We start from the raw sequence: 21,083 nt of genomic DNA, 5'->3' as shown, positions 1-21,083 counted from the left end.
AAAAAGCAGTGAGTTTAATAGAAATAGTTATCCACATTTAGAGGTATGAATAATTCAGGTCTTGTTAGGTTACCGAATCTCAGTTGTTTGGTACTAACAAGGCTTTTATTTATGCAGTTTAGCTTAATTTTATTAAAAATTAGAGCTTTCTTCTTGAAATGTAATTGACATAAAGCTGAAACATGCTATGATTAATGTGAATTAAATCACAATTAATTAGGAGGAACAACAATGGCAAAGTGGAACAAATTATTACTTATTACAGCAAGCATGGGGTTACTAGCTGCTTGTGACAACGCTGCAGAAACAGAGGAGCCGGCTGAAGAAGTGGAAGAAACAGAAGCTGAAGTTACAACTGGCGCTACTCAAGTTCGTGTAAATGATGAAGATACATTACTCGAAGGGTTATCCAGTGACGGAGCTTGGATCGTTATTTTCGAAGATGATATCACCACTGATGAAGATCTCGTTATGGTAGAAGGTTTCGAGAATAAAGGAGAAACTGAACGTAAGCTTGCATTATACGCTCAGGATGCCGACCGTAACGTAACAGAAACCTTTACTCTGACTGCCCCAAGCATCACTATTCAGAACGAAAACACCCGTCTGCAGAATGGTACATTTGTAGGAGACGTGTATGTAGAAGCTAACGGATTTAAATTAGTTGGTGGAACAATCGATGGAGACTTGATCTTCGCAAGTGAAGAATTTGAAGCATCATCAGAAATCGATGAGAATTCAGAAGTTACAGGCGATATTAGGGTAGACTAGTTTTGACTCCAGGATGACCGCCAGGATAGATATGGCGGTCATCTTTCACATTTCTGAACAGATTGACTCTGTGAACAATTACTCAACAATCTGACACATATTAGTTAGAAGGGCAGTTTTTATTAAACAAATGAGATAGGATATTTTGAATTTTTCCCTTTTTTTATAAGAAAGTAAGCGATTGACATTTCACAAAAACAAGCCCTGTAATTATAAACGTATGAGTAAAAATTAAGATAATTTAGTGGGTTGAATTGTTGACTGCTTCACAAATGTAAGGTATAGTATAATTAGTAATGAGTCGGGGAAGAACTGTCCGAATTAATCATTCTCTCCTTCTTCTCCGTTCATTCTATGATCAATAAAATTTCCATCAGGAAAGGTAAGGGATAATTATGGATATTTTGAAAAAGAAATTAGCTGCAGGCGCTGCAGTAGTAGCACTAGGCGGATTTTTGGCAGCATGTGACAATGGTGCAGATACTGACGACACCGGAGACAATGGCGATGCTGTAACAGCTGCATCTATTACAGATGATGCCAGTGAAGTTGAAGCTTCTCTAAGTGCTGACGGAAACTGGATTACTGCTTTAACAGCTGATGTAACTATCGACGGAGACTTGACAGTTGCAGGTACATTCTACAACCAGGATGACGAAGACGGAGACGTTTACCGCAAACTGGCACTTTACGCCCAGGATGAAGATCGTAATGTAACTGATGAGTACACTCTATCTGTCGGAACAATGATTGTTGAATCACCAAACTTCCGTATTCAGGAAGGTACAGTAGACGGAGACGTATACGTAGAAGCAGACGGATTCGAACTATACAACTCTACAGTAACAGGAGACGTGACATTCGCTTCTCAGGAATTCATGGATTCAGCATTATTGGATGAAGGAACTGTAGAAGGCGAAGTCAGCGTAGGCGAATAAGTCTATTTTACTGAAACATCATCACCTGCGGACACAGGAGAGACCGGGTATCAGATTTAATTACCTAAAAGGGGGCAGCTCTATGCACAATACGTGCACAGAGCTGTTTTTTGAATTTCAAAGAGGTCAGGTACTTCAAAATTTGGAGATTACTGTAAAGCGGATTACAGAGCGAGCTGAGAGTGCCGAAGTAAGCCTCTATCAGGTAAAGTGAATAAGAGGAGCCGAGTGAGCCTGCTCAGGAGAAACACAGTCAGGTAAACGGGTGAACCTCAGCTATCCCAGCATAAAAAAGCAGACCCTAAGTTCTGCAAAGTCATAAGGACATACTAGTGAGCATACTTAAGAGAATACACTAGCACACTGCGATATAGCATAAAACCTTAAATAAAGCCAGATTCTGACTGCTACAGTCAAGTGTGTTCAATAGTGTATCGTTCTCATTATTTTTATAGTATACTAATTGAGAATCCAGAGTCCAGCATTTAGAGAGCAATGATAAGGGGGCGTACGAATTGAAAAGAAAAGATAGGATATATCAGTTCGTCAAATCGGCTAGTAATGAGTTTACAAAAAAAGACATCGAAAACGGGATGGGCATTACAACTAAAGAAGTGTCTGACACGTTAAATATTTTGAGAAGCAATGTCTCCAAAGACCTTAATCTTCTGGTCAGAGAGGGGAAGCTTAAAAAAATAGACGGACGGCCAGTTCGCTTTGTTCCTCTCGAATCGGTTCGTCACCAGCCATTGACAGTACACGTACCGAGCTATAAAGAAGAAAAGCCTGAGCAGAAGGGTGTCACACAGGAAGTCTTTGACTACTCTGTTAAAGAGTCGAGAGATATTTTTCAGTCGATCATTGGAGCAAAAGGCAGCATGAAAAATGCGGTCGATCAGGCTAAGGCAGCTGTTCTTTATCCACCAAAAGGACTCAACACACTTATAACGGGTCCGACCGGATCGGGGAAATCGTTTTTTGCTCACGCCATGTTTAAATTTGCTCAATCACATGAGCTGATCGATCCTGAAAAAGAACTGGTCGTCTTCAACTGTGCGGATTATGCGAATAATCCTGAACTGCTGATGAGTTACTTGTTCGGTTATGCTAAAGGAGCCTTTACTGGTGCGGCATCCGAGAAAGAAGGGCTTATCCAGCAGGCTGACAACAGTATGCTCTTTTTAGATGAAATCCACAGACTTCCACCTGAAGGGCAGGAAATGATTTTCTACTTCATGGATACGGGAAAGTACAGTCGCCTCGGGGAAACAGGTAAAAGCCGAGAAGCAAGCGTCAGGATCGTCTGTGCGACAACTGAAGATCCTAAATCAACTTTTCTTGATACCTTCATGAGACGTATACCCATCAATATTCATATGCCATCATTTAAAGAGCGTCCGGTTGTGGAGCAGCTTGATCTGCTGAAACTTCTGACAGGTCTTGAAGCCAATCGAATTCAGCGGAAAATCACATTGACTGAAGATGTGGTCAAAGGACTGATTGCCAGTGTAGGATATGGAAACATCGGACAACTCAAATCAACGATACAGTTGGTGTGTGCCAGAGGCTTCATGAACCAGCTGAGCAAGGAAGAAATCAGTCTGACGGTTAAGGATATTCCGGACAGCATTCAATCACATCTGGTCGGGTTATCCTCCAACCGACAACAGATGACAGAGATGTCAAATTATCTTGAGGCAAAAATAACAGTCAGTCCAAATGAGCCGTTTTATACAATGGAAATGGATGCTTATGAACTGCCGTATAATATTTACGACATCATTGGAGATAAGGCTGCGCTTCTTGAAGCAGAAGGATTGGATCAGGAATCAATCAATCAGTATATCTCCACAGATATCAACGTTCATCTAAAATCTTTTTACCGTAATCACGGCTTTTCGCTTCAGACAGAATCTAAGCTGGCTGACGTCGTTAATAAAGAAGTGATTGAATTTGCTCATCAGATGGCTGCTTTAGTCAATCAGTCACTAAGTGTGAGTATGAAGCAGAACTTCATTTACGCTATGAGTCTTCATATCAGCTCCCTGCTCAATAAGATAAACAGTGGGGAAGAACGGAAGATGAACAGCAGGATACGCGAAATGGCAATGGATTACAGCAAAGAGTATGAGGTTGCATCACTGATCAAAGATAAAATAGGTGAGGTCTTCCAAGTCACTATTCCGGAAAATGAAGTGTATTATCTTACCGTTCTTCTCGTTTCATTGAAGGAAGAGAAATCAGCCGGTGAAATCGGAGTGGTCATTGCCACACATGGGAACTCCACTGCAAGCAGCATGGCCCGTGTAGCAGAAGACCTCTTAAATATAAGAGGCGTAAGTGCCATCGACATGCCTCTTGATATGTCTCCGACTGTCGTTTACGAGCGAATCAGACAGGCTGTGATTGATGTGAACCAGGGCAGCGGAGTTTTGCTTCTGGTCGACATGGGATCGCTGGCGACATTTGAGTCTTCTCTGGAAAAGGATACCGGTATTTCAGTCAGATCGATCGATATGGTCTCAACCCCTATGGTACTCGAAGCAGTAAGAAAAGCGTCGCTGGTGGATGCAGACCTTGAACTTCTGCATGAGTCCCTTCTCAAATTCAGCGGCTACTCGAATCACCTTCCGAAAGGTCATACCAATGAAAGCAATCAGGTAGTCAAGCCTCCAATCATCCTAGCCATTTGTGCATCTGGAGAAGGGACCGCCAGGAAAATAAAGGAAATCATTGAAAAACCAATCAAGCAAGGAAACAAGGCTGTTATAGAAGTCAAAACCTGTTCAGTAGTGGATATGGATACGAAAGTAGTTGAATGGAACAAGCATTATTCCATCCTGGCCACGACCGGTGTAGCCGATCCGAAACTTTCAGCTCCCTTTATACCGCTAGAGCGGTTTATCGAAGGAGACTCTGAAGCGCTGATCGAAAATATAATCAGTGAGTCCGTCTTATACACTACAGATACTGCCTCTGATGAAACAAAGGCCAGAGAAATGATACAGATCTTTCTGCAGGAAAACTATACCTTTTTAAATCCTGTTAAAGTGCTGGACCCTCTTTGGAAATTTGCTAAAGGCTGTGCCCAGCTCAAAACAGATCATTCAGAAGCGTATGCCTTTCATATCAATCTGATCCTGCATATGGCAGGTGTCATTGAACGGCTGATTCATCAGGATAGCCTGACTTCTTCAGAGACACATCTGTTTGATGTAGAGAATAGTCTGACGAAGGATGTGGAATATCACATCTCACTGCTGGAAAGGGATTTGGCAATCAGCATACCTGAAGAGGAATACAGCTATATCTTATATTTCATTACTAAAGATGAAGGCGAGATTGAAGATATCGATACACTAATTGAAGAGTAACAGCTGAACGACACACTATTTGAAACACAATAATAGTGTGTCGTTTTAGTGTGTTGTGGAAAACCGTTGATACATAAAGGTTCTCAAGAAATTAAAGTTGGCACACTTCTTGCTTATATAAATTGGAAGAGAAAAACACTACGCTGCACCACTATTTTTCTCAATTTGTAAGTGAAGGGAGAGTGACTCTGTATATAGGAGGATAAATGTTAATGGATATCAGGTTACTAAGGATCGATGACCGTCTGATACACGGTCAGGTAGCCACGACATGGGCTAGGTCGACAGGTATAAGTCGCATCGTAGTTGTCAGTGATCAAGTCGCATCAAATCCGCTTCAGAAATTATTATTAAAGCAGGCGGCTCCACCTGAAATCAAGGCACATGTCATCTCAGTAAAGAAACTGATCGACATTAAAGACCATCCGCTCATGAAGGATGTAAAAGTTCTGCTGTTGTTTACAAACCCAAACGATGTAATGACAATTTACAAGCAGGGGGTAGCGTTCGATACAGTGAATATTGGTGGAATGAAATTTACCGAGGGGAAACAGATGGTCACACATTTCGTTTCAGTTGATCAGCAGGATATTGAGGCCTTTCAGTATCTTGATGACCAAGGTATAGAACTCGAAATAAGAAAAGTTCCTTCAGACCGTAAGCAGCTGCTTATGGAAGTTTTAAAAAAGGGGAACTTTTTGTAAACGATTAATCAGAAATAACGGCATGTCCGTTAGTAGTAGGAGGGAAATAAATGGTAGGAATTATACTAGCAAGCCACGGCGAGTTTGCTGAAGGCATTCTGCAGTCAGGATCTATGATTGTAGGAGAACAGGAAAATGTCAAGGCAGTCACTTTACTTCCAAGTGAAGGGCCAGATGATATTAGAAGAAAAATGGAAGAAGCCATTGCTTCTTTCGAAACAGACGAAATTCTCTTCCTCGTCGATTTATGGGGAGGTACACCATTTAACCAGGCAAATACATTGTTTGAAGATAAGAAGGATAAATGGGCGATTGTTGCAGGCTTGAACCTGCCTATGCTTATCGAGTCATTTACAGCACGTTTCTCAATGGATAAAGCACACGATATTGCAGCTTCACTGATCGATGTAGCGAAAGACAGCGTGAAAGTGAGACCGGAAAGTCTTCAGCCAGCTGAAAGCAAAGCAGCAACTGCAACTGAAGAACCGTCTAAACCATTGCCTGAAGGAACAGTAGTAGGTAACGGAAAAATCGACATCCGACTGGCTCGTATCGACTCACGTCTGCTTCACGGACAAGTGGCAACTGCCTGGTCTAAAGACGTCAACCCGACCCGTATTATTGTTGTCTCTGATGATGTAGCTAAAGATGAGCTCCGTAAATCTCTGATCACCCAGGCTTCACCACCAGGAATCAAAGCGAACGTTGTTCCAATCGATAAAATGATCGAAGTATGGAACGATCCGCGATTCGGTAAAACAAGAGCACTGCTCTTATTCGAGAACCCAACTGATGCTCTGCGTGTCATTAAAGGTGGAGTGGAGATTGAAGAGGTCAATGTCGGATCCATGGCTCACTCAGAAGGTAAAGTCATGATCAACAATGTTCTGTCAGTAGATGAAAAAGACGTGGAAGCTTTCAAGAAAATGAGAGATCTTGGCGTGACATTCGATGTCAGAAAAGTACCAGCAGATCAGCGTAAAGATTTGTGGAGCCTGCTTAAGAAAACAAAATACATGAATTAAGATACCTATCAAGGAGGGAAAATAAATATGGACATCATTTCAATCGTATTGGTTGTATTTGTGGCTTTCTTAGCCGGAATGGAAGGAATCCTGGACCAGTTCCAGTTCCATCAGCCGATCGTCGCATGTACATTAATTGGTTTGGCAACAGGAAATCCTACTCAGGGACTTTTACTGGGAGGAACACTTCAGCTTATCGCTTTAGGCTGGATGAACATCGGGGCAGCAGTAGCACCTGATGCGGCACTTGCATCCGTAGCATCTGCTATTTTAGTCACTTATCACGGAGCAGGCGTATCAGAAGGGATCGCATTGGCTATTCCACTAGCAATCGCTGGTCAGGTACTGACTATCTTTGTACGTACATTGACTGTGGCAATCGCACACGCAGCCGACAGAAAAGCAACAGAAGGTTCATTCAGAGCAGTAGAATTCTATCACATCGGAGCGTTGATGATTCAGGGGTTGCGTATCGCTATCCCTGCAGCTATCATTCTTGCTGTATCTCCACAACTCGTAACAAATGCCCTGAACGCTATCCCGGGGTGGCTGACAGGCGGACTGGCAGTTGCCGGTGGAATGATTGTTGCCGTCGGTTATGCGATGGTTATCAACATGATGGCTACACCAAAACTATGGCTGTTCTTCGCTTTAGGATTTGCTCTTTCAGCAATCGGCGAACTGAACCTGATCGCTATGGGTATCATCGGTGTCGTTCTGGCACTTCTGTACCTTCAATTTGCACCTGAATTCAATCAAGGTGGCGGAGGCGGAAACACTTCCGGCGGCGATCCACTTGATGACATTCTGAATGACTATTAAAAAGGAGCGTTGATGAAATATGGCTGAAGAAAGCAAATTCAAATTATCTAAACGAGACCGTTTACACGTGTTTTGGAGAAGTCAGTTCCTGCAGGCATCTTGGAACTTCGAGCGTATGCAGAACATCGGTTGGGCTTACGCAATGATCCCGGCACTTAAAAAAATGTACACATCAAAAGAAGACCGTTCATTAGCATTGAAGCGTCACCTTGAGTTTTTCAATACTCACCCGTATCTTGCAGCACCTGTACTAGGGGTGACATTGACTCTTGAAGAACAGAAAGCATCCGGTCAGGATATCGATAATGCCGCTATTCAAGGGGTTAAAATCGGCATGATGGGCCCTCTTGCCGGTGTCGGTGACCCTATTTTCTGGGGAACGATCCGTCCGGTACTTGGTGCATTCGCGGCTTCTCTTGCATTAAGTGAAAGCTGGCTTGGACCAATCATCTTCTTCCTGGCATGGAACATTATCCGTATGGCTTTCCTATGGTACTCACAGGAACTGGGATACGTACAAGGGGGTAACATCACTCAGAACCTTGCCGGCGGACTGATGCAGAAACTGACTCAAGGCGCATCTGTACTTGGTATGTTCATCCTTGGTGTTCTGGTTCCAAGATGGACCAGCATGCACTTCCCACTAGTTATGAGTCGAGTAGATGTACCAGCTGATGAAATGGTGAACTTCGGAGCAGTAGCTGAAGCAGCAAACGAGGGTGTTTTGTCCGGAGACATGCTCCGCGGTGTCGTTCAGGAAATTCAATCTGGACTGAGCATCACTCCAGTTGAAGTGACTACACTGCAGAACACACTGGATGAACTGCTTCCAGGAATTGCACCACTTATGCTGACTCTAGCGTGCGTATGGTTGTTACGTCGTAAAGTCAGCCCGATCACAATCATCGCCGGACTGTTCGTACTTGGAACATTAGGTTATGTTGTGGGACTACTTGGATAATCAATAATATATCAAAACAGCTGAGCTCTATATTATAGAGGCTCAGCTGTTTTTGTATGAAAAACTATAAATTCGATGGTCCCACTCATTTTCTGACTTTCCGTTGAGTAGAAGCAGGGATCGACAGGCTTTTACGGTACTTGGTCACACCTCTTCTTGATAACTGCATACCGGATTCAGCCAGTTTATCCGATAGTTTCTGATCAGATAGTGGGTTTGATTTATCTTCTTGATCAATCAGTTCTCGGATCTGCTTTTCCAGCTGGTCCTGTGAATCACCACCGGACGTCCTTCTGGATAGAAACGATTTCAGTTCGTAAGTGCCGGAAGGTGTCTGAATATAAGATTCCCTTACTGCCCGGCTTACAGTGGATTCGTTCAGCTGAAGTTCCTGAGCCAGATCGTTCAGCTGAAGAGAAGACAGGCCATCATCAGGATTGCGGAAGAAACCTGCCTGGTGACGGGCGATAGCGGTACCGACTCTTAAAATCGTTTCTTTCCTTTTTTCAAGTCCAGCCTGAAGGATATCATACTCCTTCTTCTTTTCTCCTATATACTTAAGAACGGTTCTGTCATCCTGGTGCTTCAGTTCTTCAAAATAGGCCGTATTGAATGTAAGCAGTGGTGTCTTATATTTCGTTTCAACTACGCTCACTTCTTCATCGTTTACAGATACAGCCAGCTCTGGAAGAATAAAAGGTGTATAGCTAGTCTGAAATCCTTCTGCAGGAGAGGGAGTAAGTTTCTGTACAAATTTCAGTACCTCCTGGACCTCGGACTCAGAGATAGAGTAGATATCGGCTAGTTCCTTCCATTTCTTCTCTGTAAGCCGTTCAAAATTTTCTTCCAGTATGATATAGGCTGTTGCTGGAGAAAAATCCAGTCGTTCGGTCTGAAGCATCAGACATTCTTTCAGTGAACGTGCACCTATACCAGCAGGATCAAGCTGCTGCAGCAAAGTGAGGGCATCTACCAGTTCAACAGCAGTGGCCCCAGTTTCTTCTACGGCTTCTTCGACAGTTGCAGTCACGTATCCTCTATGATCAAGCTGGTTGATCCACCAGAAAATCAATTCTCTTAAATAAGTGGGACGATAGAGCATTTCGACCTGTTCTTTTAAATGATCATAAAGAGACTGTCTGTGAGCAGCTGTTTCTTCTATAACAGATGAGCTGGTTTTCAGCGCACGCTGGACAAGCTGCTGTTCGGATTCAGGAACATCGATAAGCGGATTATCTATGACCAGTTCATTCAGAAAGGCAGAAAGTTCTAGCCGGTTAAGCTGAAGTAGCTGAACATTCTGAACCAGGTTAGGGATATACGTTTGCTTCTGTTTCTGTGAAAAATCAGGACGCTGCTGATATGCCATATGGGTCACATCCTTTCACCTTTTATTTTATCACAAACGAGGTTTAGTATATCATTTGAGTCTTCTTATGCTATACTAAAGAAAAATTAATAATCGACACAGGAGGCAACAAATGAAATTTCAAGATTATACTTACGAACGGCCGGATTTTGACTTGTACAAAAAAGACTTCCTTCATCTCGTTGACAATTTGAAAGAAGCGGAATCGGCTGATCAGGTCAAGCAGGCCATTGATCAAGTATCTGAGCTGACCGCATCACTTGATACCATGAGTACGCTCGCTTCGATCCGTAATTCGATCGATACCAAAGATGAGTTTTATGATCAGGAAGACAAGTACTGGAATGAATACTCTCCTTACTATCAGGAACTCAGCACGACGTATTATAAAGCCATCATGGCTTCTCCCTATCTTGATGAACTGAAGGATAGCTATCCGCGAACCTTCTTTCAGAATATGCAGTTCGAACTGGATGCCTTCGATTCCAGTGTCATCGATCTGCTGCAGAAAGAAAATCAGCTGAGCAGTGACTATCAGAAACTGCTTGCTTCCGCAGAAATAGACTTTGACGGAAAGAAGCTGACCTTATCCCAGTTCGGGCCATATCTAGAATCGACGGATCGTGACACACGAAAAGCAGCATCCGACGCCCAGTGGAGTTTTTTTGAGGAAAATGAAAGTAAGCTAGATAATTTGTATGACGAACTTGTCAAAGTAAGAGATACGATAGCGAAGAAGCTCGGGTATAAAGATTTTGTTGAACTAGGTTACATCAGAATGAAACGATTTGATTATGACCGAGGCATGGTGGACGTCTACCGCAAACAGGTCCTTGATTATGTGGTTCCAGTGACTCAGAAACTGGCCAAGCGTCAGGCTGAAAGAATCGGAATAGAAGATATGAAGCATTACGATGCGTCTCTTCAGTTCCTTGATGGTAACCCGACACCTCAAGGCGACCCGGATTACATTATCGACAACGGGCGTAAGATGTACCATGAGCTGAGTAACGAAACAGCTGAATTCATCGATTTTCTTTTCGATAAAGAACTGGTCGATCTGTTGTCCAAGGAAGGGAAAGCAGGTGGGGGCTACTGCACCTATATTCCTGACTATCAGTCGCCGTTCATATTTGCCAATTTTAATGGAACATCAGGGGATATCGATGTACTGACTCACGAAGCAGGTCACGCGTTCCAGGTTTATCAGTCAAGATGGATCAAGCAGCCTGAGATCGTCTTCCCGACCTTTGAAACCTGCGAAATCCATTCAATGAGCATGGAATTCTTCACTTACCCATGGATGGAGCTGTTCTTTAAGGAACAGACAGACAAGTACAAGTTCAACCACTTGAGTGGAGCGGTCAGATTCTTGCCTTATGGTGTTCTGGTCGATCACTTCCAGCACGAAGTATATGAAAATCCTGAGTGGTCACCTGAGAAACGCAAGCAGGTCTGGCGCGAGCTTGAGAAACAGTACCTGCCTGATCGCGATTTTTCTGAAAATGACTTCCTTGATAAAGGAACATTCTGGTTCAGACAAGGACATATTTTCGGCATGCCGTTCTACTACATTGACTACACTCTCGCTCAGATCTGTGCTTTGCAGTTCTGGAAACGTGCGATAGTCGATCAGGATGAAAAAGCATGGACTGATTATCTGGCAATCTGTAAAGCAGGGGGCACACAAAGTTTCCTTGAAACTGTATCGACAGCCAATCTGCGCTCACCTTTTGAAGAAGGCTCTTTAGAAGGGGTCATTCAGACGATCGACCAGGCTCTGGAAGAAGTCGACGACAAAGCTTTATAATTTAAAAAACCCACTGATCATACAGGGTATCCGACAGTTCAAAAATGAACTCCGATCCTGTGAATCAGTGAGTTTTTTTATTTGCAAGACAACTGAACTAAATTTTCGAATCCAGATCATTAGTCTGTTCACTCAAGGTGTTGAGCCTATCCTGGTTCTTATCAAGCAGATCGTTCAAGTCGCTGAGTTCTTTTTCCAGTTCATCCATCATCTGATTCGCTTCTTCGATAGAATCAGCCTCTTTTTTGAACATCCCGTGAAGCATCCATGGAGAGGGAAAGTCAAAAGGATGGTCAGCAGGAAGAGTGTCAGCTTCTTCCTGAGTCAGGTCCATCCAGACTAGCGCCTCAGGATTTTCAGCTTTGAGCATCTGGAAGGAGCGATCGACTGTTTCGAACAGTCCAGGCTGTTCGTTGAAGTCGGCCCATGGGTAAACAACATGCAGGTATTCGGTCCCTTTTACTTCTCGCCACATAAAGAGGACCCGGGTCCCGTCAGGATTTATATAGCAGTCCATTTCATCCACTTTCTCATCACTGAAAAGTGATGGTCGTGCAGGGAATGGATAATAGGCTTCATAGGGGAAGACGGACTTTTCAAAAGAGGGATTAAGGTACGTCTCTTCGATCCACTGTCTTTTCTCATGTCGATTGTCCACTATCGTCCATTCCGTGTCTCCAGTCATAAGAGGGGTCAGCGTTGAAGCCTGTGCCGCGTAGAACGTGATCACATGGGGCAGTCCGATTTTTTCCAGTACCTTCTGAGCAGGTTTGTTGTGCAGTTCTGTATTGGCACCGATCCATTTCACTGAAGGGGTCTGTCTGGCTGCATTGAGAATATATTCGGTGATTTTTGTGCCGTACCCATTCTGACGGTGTCTTTTATCACTTCTTAGACGACCCAGCATGGCAAATTCACCAGCAAAAAGAGTATAACCGGCCACAGCGACAAGAGTCTCATCTTCAAATAAACCGAAGAGAGCATTTCCCTTAGTGGTCAGGCGGTCAAACACCTTAAGCATATAGTCGTCTTCTAATCCGGTTTCCATATTTTTGTATAAGTCAAAGTCATCAGCAGTTAACTGTCTAAATGATACACTCACGCTTATTCCTCCTCAATAATTCTTAGGGCACCGATTTGAAAACCGGCACAGGTGTAGCCTTGCTTTGTATACATATTTTTGACACTGTCTTCTGCATCAGCAGCCAGAATTACCAGCTTGTTCTTCTTGACCGCTTCGCCCATGACTTTGGCCTGCAGTGTACTGGCTACATATTGACCTCTATATTCCGGCAATGTGAATACATCATCTATTTCGATGGTATCATTCTGCTCTACAGTCAGACAGGATCCGACTGCATGGTCTTTTTTTAGAGCAAGCCACATGGTAACATGCGGATCATAGAATATGAGGTCATAAAATGTCTGTTTCTCGTCGGCAAAGTATCGGGACGTATTCATATCCTCAATGTAATTGAGGGCTTTAAACGTGTCGAGTTCTTCAAGGCTGACCTTGATTACTTGTATGCCGTCAGCCACAGGTGCTTTAAAGGATATCGGATCGATAGAGTAGAGCTCCAGTTTCTCAAGACCGTAACCTTGCTCACTCAAATAGTCGAGCGTCTCCGGAAGCAGACCCTGATTTATAGGCCAGGTAAATTTGACATGTCCGAGCCCATTATCTTCTGAAAAAAACCAGTGCATATCTTCTATCAGTTGAAATTCTTCTTTTGAAGGGGAATAAAGCAGATTAAAGTAGTTGGAATCGTATCTGAACAGGGCAGATGAATTGAAATACTGAATAAAAAACTCATTCCTGTCTACTTCTTTACTATAAGAGTAGAGCATATGAAAATCGATCATGGACACCTTTCCTTTCTCATACCTACTAGAATAGCAAATTGCCATAGGATTGGAAAGAATCAGTTACTTTAAAGAAAAAGAAGTGGACTAAACATATGGCTACAACAACTGGTGTTAATGTATTCACTAATACTGACAATGAAAATAACTGAAAAGGACAAAGTTAGCACAGTTACTAGAATAAAAAGAGCTGATACTTCAATAGAGTGAGGAAAGATAAGTTAAGGGGATGTCAATATTTGTCACTTATTGTTCACTAGTTTTCATACGATGCAGACTGAATATTACAGTTAATATAATCATAAAGCCTTCAATATCAGCCGGTTGAGGTGTTCCGAATAGTCAAACTTTCGTCAAACAATACAGACGTGTAACAAAATGCATGATTTTTTGTCATAGGATTTAAAAATTATGACCTCATTTCCCGTGTTATGATTTCATTAGTGCTTCAGAGAGCGGTGAAATAAAGACGTTCCTCCTTCATAACAGCAAGGGAAGCAAGACTAATATTGAACTTTTTATTATGAAACTGATTGAATATAAATAGAAATGGGTGTTATCAGATTGAATAAAAAACGCATCTTAACAGTAATGGCGGCAGCAATGATGGCTGCACCAACATTCAGCACATTGAACGTAGAAGCTTCTTCTCAAAGAATGAGAGATCTTGAACAGCAGCAGCAGGAGCTGAATCAGAAATCCAATGAACTGGATGGTGAGATTTCAGATCGAGAACAGCGCATGCAGTCACTTGAAGAAGAAAAGAAACAGCTTGAAGCTGATGTGGTTGAACTTCAAGGAAACATCGATGAACTGGTCAATAGACTGGATGAACAGACAAAAGAAATTGAAAAGATTGAAGAAGAAATCCAACGGTTAAATCAAGAAATCGAACAGCTGAAAGATCAGATCGCTCGTAGAAACGAGCAGCTTGAAAATCAGGCTCGTTCAGTTCAGACTCATGCTAACCCGGCGGATATTGTTGATATCATGATGTCAGCAGAAAGCTTATCAGATCTGATTGGTAGAATTGGTGTTGTCAGTCAGCTGGTTTCCGCAAACCAGAACATTGTACAGGCACAATTTGAAGATCAGCAGGCACTAGAAGAAACTGAAGCTCAAGTGGTGGCTGAACAGGAAGAAATGGAAAAAGTTAAGGCTCAGATGGAAATCGACCGTAACAACCTGGTCAACCAGCGTTTGGCTCTTGAGGATACAATCATGCAGGTCGCTGAACGCTATGATATGACTGAAGATGAAAGAAACTCTTTCATTAATGAACAGACAATAGTCGCTGAGCGTGCAAGTAATTTGAGTAAAGAAATGCGAGCAGAGCAGCAGCGTATTATTGAAGCGGAACGCAAGCGTCAGGAAGAAATCCGTCGCGCTGAAGAGAAAGCAAGAATAGAAGCGGAGGCAAAAGCAAGAGCTCAGGCAGAAGCAGAAGCTCAGGCTCAGGCAAGAGCTGAAGCAGAACGTCGTTCACAGGCATCAACGTCGTCAAGCAGTTCTTCTTCTAACAACTCGTCAAGCAGTTCTTCTTCATCAAGTTCGTCTAACAGCTCGGCAAACAGCAGATCAAATAATTCTGCTCCAGCTTCAAACAGCGGGTGGGCTAGACCGGCAAGTGGACGTATCACTTCTCCATTTGGATACCGTACACATCCTGTGACAGGTCAGCAAGGATCATTCCACGCAGGTGTGGATATTGCCGGAAGCGGACCGATCAGAGCTTCTCGTGCTGGAACTGTAACTCAGGCTTCTTTCTCAGGATCTTACGGATTTACAGTTATCATCGATCACGGTAATGGCTACGCAACGTTGTACGCTCACATGCAGCCTAACTTGAGCGTAGCACCAGGGCAAAGCGTGTCTCAAGGGCAGCAGCTGGGAATCATGGGAACAACTGGACGTTCAACTGGGGTCCACCTTCACTTTGAAGTACGTAAAAACGGATCTGTAGTTAACCCGATGAACTACATCAACTAATTAATATATATGGCTGAAGAGAGAAGGCGTTGGTGCTTTCTCTCTTTTTCTGTATCATGTATACTGATACAAGAGTATAACTGAAGGAGACATACAGCATGGAAAGAATCGAATCAGTTCAGAACAAGCAAGTAAAGGAATGGAAGAAACTGCTCACACGAAAAGGCAGGAAAAAACAGAATAAATATCTGATAGAAGGACTGCATCTAGTAGAAGAGGCCGTCAAAGCCGGCATAGAAATCGACCACATTCTGATTCGTGAAGATAAGCTTGATCAATACACGGCCTTAGTCGATCAGGAACCGGGAAATCTCATTATTATTTCAGAATCGATTTCTGAATCTTTAAGTGATTCCGTAACTGAACAGGGCATTTTCGCGGTCATCATGCAGAAGGAAGAAGAGAACGCTATTCTTGGGAATAAGCCAGTACTGATGCTTGATCAGGTTCAAGATCCCGGAAATCTGGGTACCCTGATTCGAACAGCTGATGCTGCTGGTTTTGAAGCCGTGATCATTGGGGAAGGGTCAGTCGATTTATATAACCCCAAGGCACTGAGGTCTGCTCAGGGCAGCCATTTTCACCTGCCTGTCATTCATTCAGCTCTTGAAAACTGGATCAGTCAGTTTAAAGAGAAGAATATACCTGTATATGGCACAGCGCTGGATGAGCGGGCTGTATCTTACCATACGGTAGAACCGAAAGAACAGTTTGCGCTTATAGTAGGAAATGAAGGCAATGGGGTAGCTGATCAGTTGTTACAGGAGACTACGACCAATCTCTACATCCCGATCAAAGGCCAGGCTGAATCTTTGAATGTCGCTATAGCCGCCAGCATCCTTATGTTTTCTTTACATCAATGAGTAGAAATTTGACAGAAATATCACATTTGATATGAAAACGTTTTACAGGAGCCTTTCATCCTTTAAAATCAGACGTATTAGGAGTACTATAAGTACTGGACAGGCAATTAGACCTGTTATTTAAACTAACTTTATTACATTAAACACTCTGACTAAGATCTGATAAAGGAGAGCTTCCATGGAATTCGTTCGTTCAATTTGGGAAAATGACAAAGATTATATGACATTGGTCGAAGACCTGCTTGAAAGCGAAGATTTACTTAAACTAGACGATATTACGCATCACCATTATACAACACGACTCATTCACTCACTGTCCGTTTCTTATGTCAGTTATAAAATAGCTAAGCGACTGAAACTGAACGCTAGAGCCGTTGCAAGAGCAGGACTGCTTCATGACTTTTTCCATGAATGCAGAGAAGAGATTGCTCTTATGAATGAAGGTTCGCATAATTGTGTTCACCCAAAAATAGCCGTCAAGAATGCACAGCGTCTGACGGAATTAAGTGAACTTGAAAAAGATATCATCCTTAAGCACATGTTCCTGACTACTACAGGGGTCGGTATTCCTAAATACAAGGAAAGCATGATCGTTACATGTGTAGACAAATATTGCGCAATCAATGAAGTATCTACACCGCTTAGAATGAAAGCTAAAGCAAAACTGGCTGAATGGAGCCTCAAGTTGAGAGTCGTCCATGCCTGATTCCAGCTGATAATTAAAAAAATTCAAGCCGTTTCCAGTTAAGTTCTAAAAAGAACTTAATTGGAAACGGCTTTTTTTGGTGCACGATGCCATTTCCTGATTATTGAACAAGGAAGCTTTGGGCAAGCGCTTGGTTTCATTTGATAAAAGTTTAGAGAAGTGATTCTGACAGCATGAGTGCAGGAAAAAAAGCGATGCCGGATAAGCTCTTAGGCATCGCTTCAGACTAGTTAGTCAGTCGGTTCGTCAGAAGTCAGGGAGACTTTCTGAGGTTTTAGTTTGTCACGGAGAAGGCCGGAACTGACAGCAGTCAGCGGAATAGAGAGGATCAGTCCAATGCTTCCAGCTAAAGCTCTAATGACTTCCGTCGCAATGACATTCATATTGATGATGCTGATGAACGGTTCCTGATAGGCCGTGAACAGTAAAAGCAGTGGGATCATTGATCCAATGTAAGCCAGGATCAACGTGTTAGCCATCGTTCCCATAATATCTTTTCCGACATTCATACCTGATAGAATCAGGCGTTTTGTAGAAACAGTCGGGTCAGCCATCCGTATTTCTTCCATAGCAGAAGCAATGGACATGCCGACATCCATCACAGCACCAAGTGCACCCATGATGATCCCCGCGAAAAGCAAGCCACTGAAATTAAAGTCCACATTTTGTGGGATATACATGAGCATCATAGCTTCCTGACCGGACAGTCCAGTCAAGTTGATCTGGTTCCCGACGATATAAGTTATGAGTCCCGAGATCAGTACCCCACCCAATACACCTGTGATGGCAGCAATGGATTTGATGTTCAGGCCGCCGACTGTCAAAATAGTGACCACCGTAATGATAAGAGAAATCAGGATAGTCATGAGTATCGGGCTGTATCCTGCAAGCAGGCCGGGAATGAGTACTCTTAATAGAAGGAACACGGTCAAAGCGAGAGTCAGGATCGTCTTCAGTCCTTTCAGCCCGCCAAGCAGGATAAGAAGGATAACGAACAGAGCCAGTACGATATATATTGTTCGATCTCTTTCGTACTCAACGATATGAACCTGAGACTCCCCGCCAATTTCAATGACGCTGATCAGAATTCTGTCTCCAGGCTCCACTTCAAAGTCGGAACCCGGATTTCCAGTAAGGGTATGGATAGCCTCGACTTCCTCGCCCTCCTGGTCACCTGAAAGGATTTCAACGCGAACTGTCTGTATTTCTTGATAGAACCCTTCATCCAGACCAGGACCGTCACCTGGAAGGACTTCAATGACTCTGGCTCGTTCTAATTCGTCCGCTGGAACATCCTCAAAATCATTATTGTATTCATCAATCGTTTCAAATTCTTCAAATTCCTCGAAATCTTCACTATCCTCGTCCAGTTCCGAAGCAAGCAGTCTGCTTTGGGAGTCAAATGGACCGGATGCTTCTTCAGCATGAGCTGAGTAGATAAAGTAGGGGATGATCAGATTCATCAGCAGTGTGATCATCACTAAGCGTTTCTTCATGTGTTCATTCTCCTCATATTAAGTTTTTGTGTCTGCCTGGAGACGGGCTTTATGAACCGGATGGTCTCTCACAGGAAACAAAAAGAGCATCTAATGCTGACTACTTGGTGGCTCAGTAGGTGCTCTCATGTATTTCAAGTATAGCATGAACAAACAGGTAGAAAGAGAGGAATTAAGTGACAGTTTATTTAAAACTTTGTGGCAGGGAAGGAGGTAAATGGGGCATATCAACTTGGACAGGAGCCAAGACGGACGACATGTCACATCAAAAGTGTGAAATATAGAATTTGTAGTGATGAATATGCCATATATCGATTTATAGATCTGTTCATTGTCTTCCATAAATACAAGTTCTTTACGGCCGCCCACATAATGGACTAAATAGGTATCAAACTGATCAGTATCGAATGTATCCTGTCCTTCTAACTCTTCATATTGGACAGGAGTCAACTTATTTATATTAAGGGATAATAACTATTGCTTGAACAAATCACTCACATTCGTTATAATTATGTAGGAAAACGAATGACCTTGTTAGGTGAGGCTCCCATATGGAGACACGCTACTGCCCAGAAATGTCCAAAGACGCCAATGGGTCAGCAGGAATCTTCGGATGAAGGGGATTTTTAATGTAGCTGAGACTGAAACAGACTCTATGCCATATGAAGCTGAAGCTCAACGACAGAGGTGTATGAAGATGAACTCTGTATTCATGTTCTTTACACGCTCTTATTGGCGTGTTTTTTTATTTATAATGATAGATAACACACAAAGAGGTTATTGACCAGCTAATTTACGGAGGTGAAGCGAAGATGGACCCTGTTCCCTTGTGTATCGGGTATAAATTTAAAGAAGTTAAAAAATCAGGTTATTCGCTTAGCCCGATTAAAATAGAAAGGACGATTACCTATGAAATTAATGAAAAGCAACAAGCAGAAAACGTATGACCAGATTTTTCTGGCTGCAAAAAAGAATGACCGCGAGGCATTCAGAGAATTGTTCCTGAGACTGCATGATCGGGACCAGCACGAAGTCTTTCATTTGTTATATCCTGAAAAGAAGAGGAAAATTTCCGAATTTTTAAGTCCTGAAGAATTTGCAGAAATTTTCGAATGGATGGAAACAGAAGACCAAGAAGATGCAGTTCACTATTTACCAGATGAATACATGGCTCAAGTATTCAACTTTATGGCAGCAGATGATGTGGCTCACTTCCTGACTGAAAGTGACGAAACAGATAATCAGACTCTGCTCGCTATGATGGATGAGGAAGAAAGTCAACGTGTTCAGGAACTCCTGTCGTATGCACCGGAAACAGCCGGATCCATTATGACCAAAGAGTTCATTGCTATCCATTATAAGCAGACTCTGACAGAAGTCATCGAACAGCTGCGACAGATCGGTCGCGAAGCTGAGACGATTTATTACTTATATGTTGTAGATGAGAAGGAAAGACTGGTCGGCGTGCTCTCGCTCAGAGACTTGCTGCTCTCTCCTGAAACTGAAACGGTTGAAAACATCATGTTCAACCAGGTCGTTTCAGTGCGCATCGATGAAGACCAGGAACAGGTCGCCCGCATCATTCAGGATTATGACCTGCTTGCCATACCAGTCCTTGACCATGAAGGCAAAATGCAGGGGATCGTTACTGTCGATGATGTCATGGATGTCCTGGAAGAAGAGGTAACGGAAGACTTTAACGAATTCGCTGCGATCAAGCGCAGTGATGATGACCGTAAAACTAAAGTCACACCGTTCAGTACAGCGAAGTCACGCACACCCTGGATCGTTATCCTTCTCTTCCTTGGGATGATCACTGGTGGACTGATTGGGGCATTTGAAGAAACCCTGGACTCGGTCGTACTTCTGGCAGCATTCATTCCGATGATCATGGATACGGCAGGGAACGTAGGGACCCAGTCACTGGCTGTTGCGGTACGTAATCTGACGATTGATGACGACAGAGATAAAGACAGCTTCTTCCAGACTGTTAAAAATGAATTGGGTGCAGGGATGCTGATGGGGCTGGTTGCTGCCGCTGTTCTGATCGGTATCGTTCTTGTCTTCTACGGCAATGCAGTACTGGCCTTCATCATTAGTGTGTCCATGTTTATTACAGTCAGTCTATCAACGGTGATTGGTGCAATTATCCCGGTCATTATCAATAAATTCAAGATCGATCCCGCAGTTGCCTCAGGACCATTTATTACGACGATTAATGATGCACTTGGACTTCTGATTTATTTCTCAATTGCAACGTTCTTTCTTGAACACCTTTAACCTGTTATAGTACAATTGTGAACGAAATCCTAAACTTCCTAAAAATAAGTATTAGCTTCTACACATTTCTTTAGTATAATGGTATACTGAAAGACGTGAAAGAAGAGGTGAC

General features: G+C 43.0%; 16 protein-coding genes and 1 riboswitch. Of the genes, 12 read left to right on the top strand and 4 right to left on the bottom strand.

What is annotated here, in order from left to right; genetic code table 11:
• Window positions 1–231 precede the first annotated feature (231 nt).
• The 7 genes from BLR76_RS05165 to BLR76_RS05135 all read left to right on the top strand — a co-directional run bounded on the left by BLR76_RS05165 (window position 232) and on the right by BLR76_RS05135 (window position 8,595).
• The gene (locus BLR76_RS05165) at window positions 232–771 is read left to right on the top strand and encodes a polymer-forming cytoskeletal protein (protein WP_218121400.1); all 540 of its coding nucleotides are present in this window, start codon (window positions 232–234) and stop codon (window positions 769–771) included.
• A gap of 395 nt (window positions 772–1,166) precedes the next feature.
• Window positions 1,167–1,709 (top strand): hypothetical protein, encoded by a 543-nt coding sequence (locus BLR76_RS05160; RefSeq protein ID WP_091266330.1) that lies wholly within the window; start codon window positions 1,167–1,169, stop codon window positions 1,707–1,709.
• Window positions 1,710–2,224: 515 nt separating this feature from the next.
• Complete coding sequence (locus tag BLR76_RS05155; RefSeq protein ID WP_483860443.1) at window positions 2,225–5,083, top strand: sigma-54-dependent transcriptional regulator; 2,859 nt, start codon at window positions 2,225–2,227, stop codon at window positions 5,081–5,083.
• A gap of 212 nt (window positions 5,084–5,295) precedes the next feature.
• Window positions 5,296–5,787 carry a mannose/fructose/sorbose PTS transporter subunit IIB gene (locus BLR76_RS05150; RefSeq protein ID WP_091266328.1) on the top strand — a complete coding sequence of 164 codons (492 nt, stop codon included), beginning with the start codon at window positions 5,296–5,298 and terminating at the stop codon, window positions 5,785–5,787.
• Window positions 5,788–5,837: 50 nt separating this feature from the next.
• Complete coding sequence (locus tag BLR76_RS05145) at window positions 5,838–6,812, top strand: mannose/fructose/sorbose PTS transporter subunit IIA (RefSeq protein ID WP_091266325.1); 975 nt, start codon at window positions 5,838–5,840, stop codon at window positions 6,810–6,812.
• 27 nt (window positions 6,813–6,839) lie between these two features.
• On the top strand, window positions 6,840–7,634 hold the full coding sequence (locus BLR76_RS05140; RefSeq protein WP_091266323.1) for a PTS mannose/fructose/sorbose transporter subunit IIC: 795 nt from the start codon (window positions 6,840–6,842) through the stop codon (window positions 7,632–7,634).
• Between the two features lie 19 nt (window positions 7,635–7,653).
• Window positions 7,654–8,595, top strand: a complete 942-nt coding sequence (locus tag BLR76_RS05135; RefSeq protein WP_091266321.1) for a PTS system mannose/fructose/sorbose family transporter subunit IID — start codon at window positions 7,654–7,656, stop codon at window positions 8,593–8,595.
• An 85-nt stretch (window positions 8,596–8,680) separates the two neighbouring features.
• Here the strand turns inward: BLR76_RS05135 and rpoN are convergent, their stop codons facing one another.
• Entirely contained in the window at window positions 8,681–9,964 is a 1,284-nt protein-coding gene (gene rpoN, locus BLR76_RS05130; RefSeq protein WP_091266318.1) for an RNA polymerase factor sigma-54, read from the bottom strand.
• Window positions 9,965–10,076: 112 nt separating this feature from the next.
• Here rpoN and BLR76_RS05125 point away from each other — a divergent pair, with 112 nt between their 5' ends.
• Window positions 10,077–11,774: a M3 family oligoendopeptidase gene (locus BLR76_RS05125; RefSeq protein WP_091266316.1), complete on the top strand. Its 1,698-nt coding sequence runs from the start codon at window positions 10,077–10,079 to the stop codon at window positions 11,772–11,774.
• A gap of 97 nt (window positions 11,775–11,871) precedes the next feature.
• Here the strand turns inward: BLR76_RS05125 and BLR76_RS05120 are convergent, their stop codons facing one another.
• Entirely contained in the window at window positions 11,872–12,876 is a 1,005-nt protein-coding gene (locus tag BLR76_RS05120) for a GNAT family N-acetyltransferase (protein ID WP_091266313.1), read from the bottom strand.
• A 2-nt stretch (window positions 12,877–12,878) separates the two neighbouring features.
• Window positions 12,879–13,637 (bottom strand): GNAT family N-acetyltransferase, encoded by a 759-nt coding sequence (locus BLR76_RS05115; protein ID WP_176759617.1) that lies wholly within the window; start codon window positions 13,635–13,637, stop codon window positions 12,879–12,881.
• Between the two features lie 564 nt (window positions 13,638–14,201).
• Between BLR76_RS05115 and BLR76_RS05110 the strand changes: the two genes are divergently transcribed.
• The 3 genes from BLR76_RS05110 (at window position 14,202) to BLR76_RS05100 (ending at window position 17,195) form a co-directional block, all read left to right on the top strand.
• Window positions 14,202–15,626 (top strand): peptidoglycan DD-metalloendopeptidase family protein, encoded by a 1,425-nt coding sequence (locus BLR76_RS05110; RefSeq protein WP_245683039.1) that lies wholly within the window; start codon window positions 14,202–14,204, stop codon window positions 15,624–15,626.
• A gap of 98 nt (window positions 15,627–15,724) precedes the next feature.
• Window positions 15,725–16,489, top strand: coding sequence for a TrmH family RNA methyltransferase (locus BLR76_RS05105; protein WP_091266307.1), 765 nt, complete (start codon window positions 15,725–15,727; stop codon window positions 16,487–16,489).
• A gap of 178 nt (window positions 16,490–16,667) precedes the next feature.
• The gene (locus BLR76_RS05100; protein ID WP_091266304.1) at window positions 16,668–17,195 is read left to right on the top strand and encodes an HD domain-containing protein; all 528 of its coding nucleotides are present in this window, start codon (window positions 16,668–16,670) and stop codon (window positions 17,193–17,195) included.
• 230 nt (window positions 17,196–17,425) lie between these two features.
• Here the strand turns inward: BLR76_RS05100 and BLR76_RS05095 are convergent, their stop codons facing one another.
• Window positions 17,426–18,691, bottom strand: coding sequence for a YibE/F family protein (locus BLR76_RS05095; RefSeq protein WP_218121399.1), 1,266 nt, complete (start codon window positions 18,689–18,691; stop codon window positions 17,426–17,428).
• A gap of 523 nt (window positions 18,692–19,214) precedes the next feature.
• A riboswitch (M-box (ykoK) riboswitch) is annotated at window positions 19,215–19,385 on the top strand.
• Between the two features lie 215 nt (window positions 19,386–19,600).
• Between BLR76_RS05095 and mgtE the strand changes: the two genes are divergently transcribed.
• The gene (gene mgtE, locus BLR76_RS05090; protein WP_091266302.1) at window positions 19,601–20,971 is read left to right on the top strand and encodes a magnesium transporter; all 1,371 of its coding nucleotides are present in this window, start codon (window positions 19,601–19,603) and stop codon (window positions 20,969–20,971) included.
• Window positions 20,972–21,083 lie beyond the last annotated feature (112 nt).

The sequence above is a fragment of the Alkalibacterium thalassium genome, from assembly GCF_900101165.1.
GTDB lineage: Bacteria > Bacillota > Bacilli > Lactobacillales > Carnobacteriaceae_A > Alkalibacterium > Alkalibacterium indicireducens.
The sequence above is the reverse complement of the archived record's forward strand: the minus strand, read 5'-3'. Positions and strand labels throughout refer to the sequence as shown.

Coding starts and splice junctions, on each gene's coding strand:
- BLR76_RS05165 (WP_218121400.1), top strand. CDS start 232: ATGGCAAAGTGGAACAAATTATTACTTATTACAGCAAGCATGGGGTTA.
- BLR76_RS05160 (WP_091266330.1), top strand. CDS start 1,167: ATGGATATTTTGAAAAAGAAATTAGCTGCAGGCGCTGCAGTAGTAGCA.
- BLR76_RS05150 (WP_091266328.1), top strand. CDS start 5,296: ATGGATATCAGGTTACTAAGGATCGATGACCGTCTGATACACGGTCAG.
- BLR76_RS05145 (WP_091266325.1), top strand. CDS start 5,838: ATGGTAGGAATTATACTAGCAAGCCACGGCGAGTTTGCTGAAGGCATT.
- BLR76_RS05140 (WP_091266323.1), top strand. CDS start 6,840: ATGGACATCATTTCAATCGTATTGGTTGTATTTGTGGCTTTCTTAGCC.
- BLR76_RS05135 (WP_091266321.1), top strand. CDS start 7,654: ATGGCTGAAGAAAGCAAATTCAAATTATCTAAACGAGACCGTTTACAC.
- rpoN (WP_091266318.1), bottom strand. CDS start 9,964: ATGGCATATCAGCAGCGTCCTGATTTTTCACAGAAACAGAAGCAAACG.
- BLR76_RS05125 (WP_091266316.1), top strand. CDS start 10,077: ATGAAATTTCAAGATTATACTTACGAACGGCCGGATTTTGACTTGTAC.
- BLR76_RS05115 (WP_176759617.1), bottom strand. CDS start 13,637: ATGATCGATTTTCATATGCTCTACTCTTATAGTAAAGAAGTAGACAGG.
- BLR76_RS05105 (WP_091266307.1), top strand. CDS start 15,725: ATGGAAAGAATCGAATCAGTTCAGAACAAGCAAGTAAAGGAATGGAAG.
- BLR76_RS05100 (WP_091266304.1), top strand. CDS start 16,668: ATGGAATTCGTTCGTTCAATTTGGGAAAATGACAAAGATTATATGACA.
- BLR76_RS05095 (WP_218121399.1), bottom strand. CDS start 18,691: ATGAAGAAACGCTTAGTGATGATCACACTGCTGATGAATCTGATCATC.
- mgtE (WP_091266302.1), top strand. CDS start 19,601: ATGAAATTAATGAAAAGCAACAAGCAGAAAACGTATGACCAGATTTTT.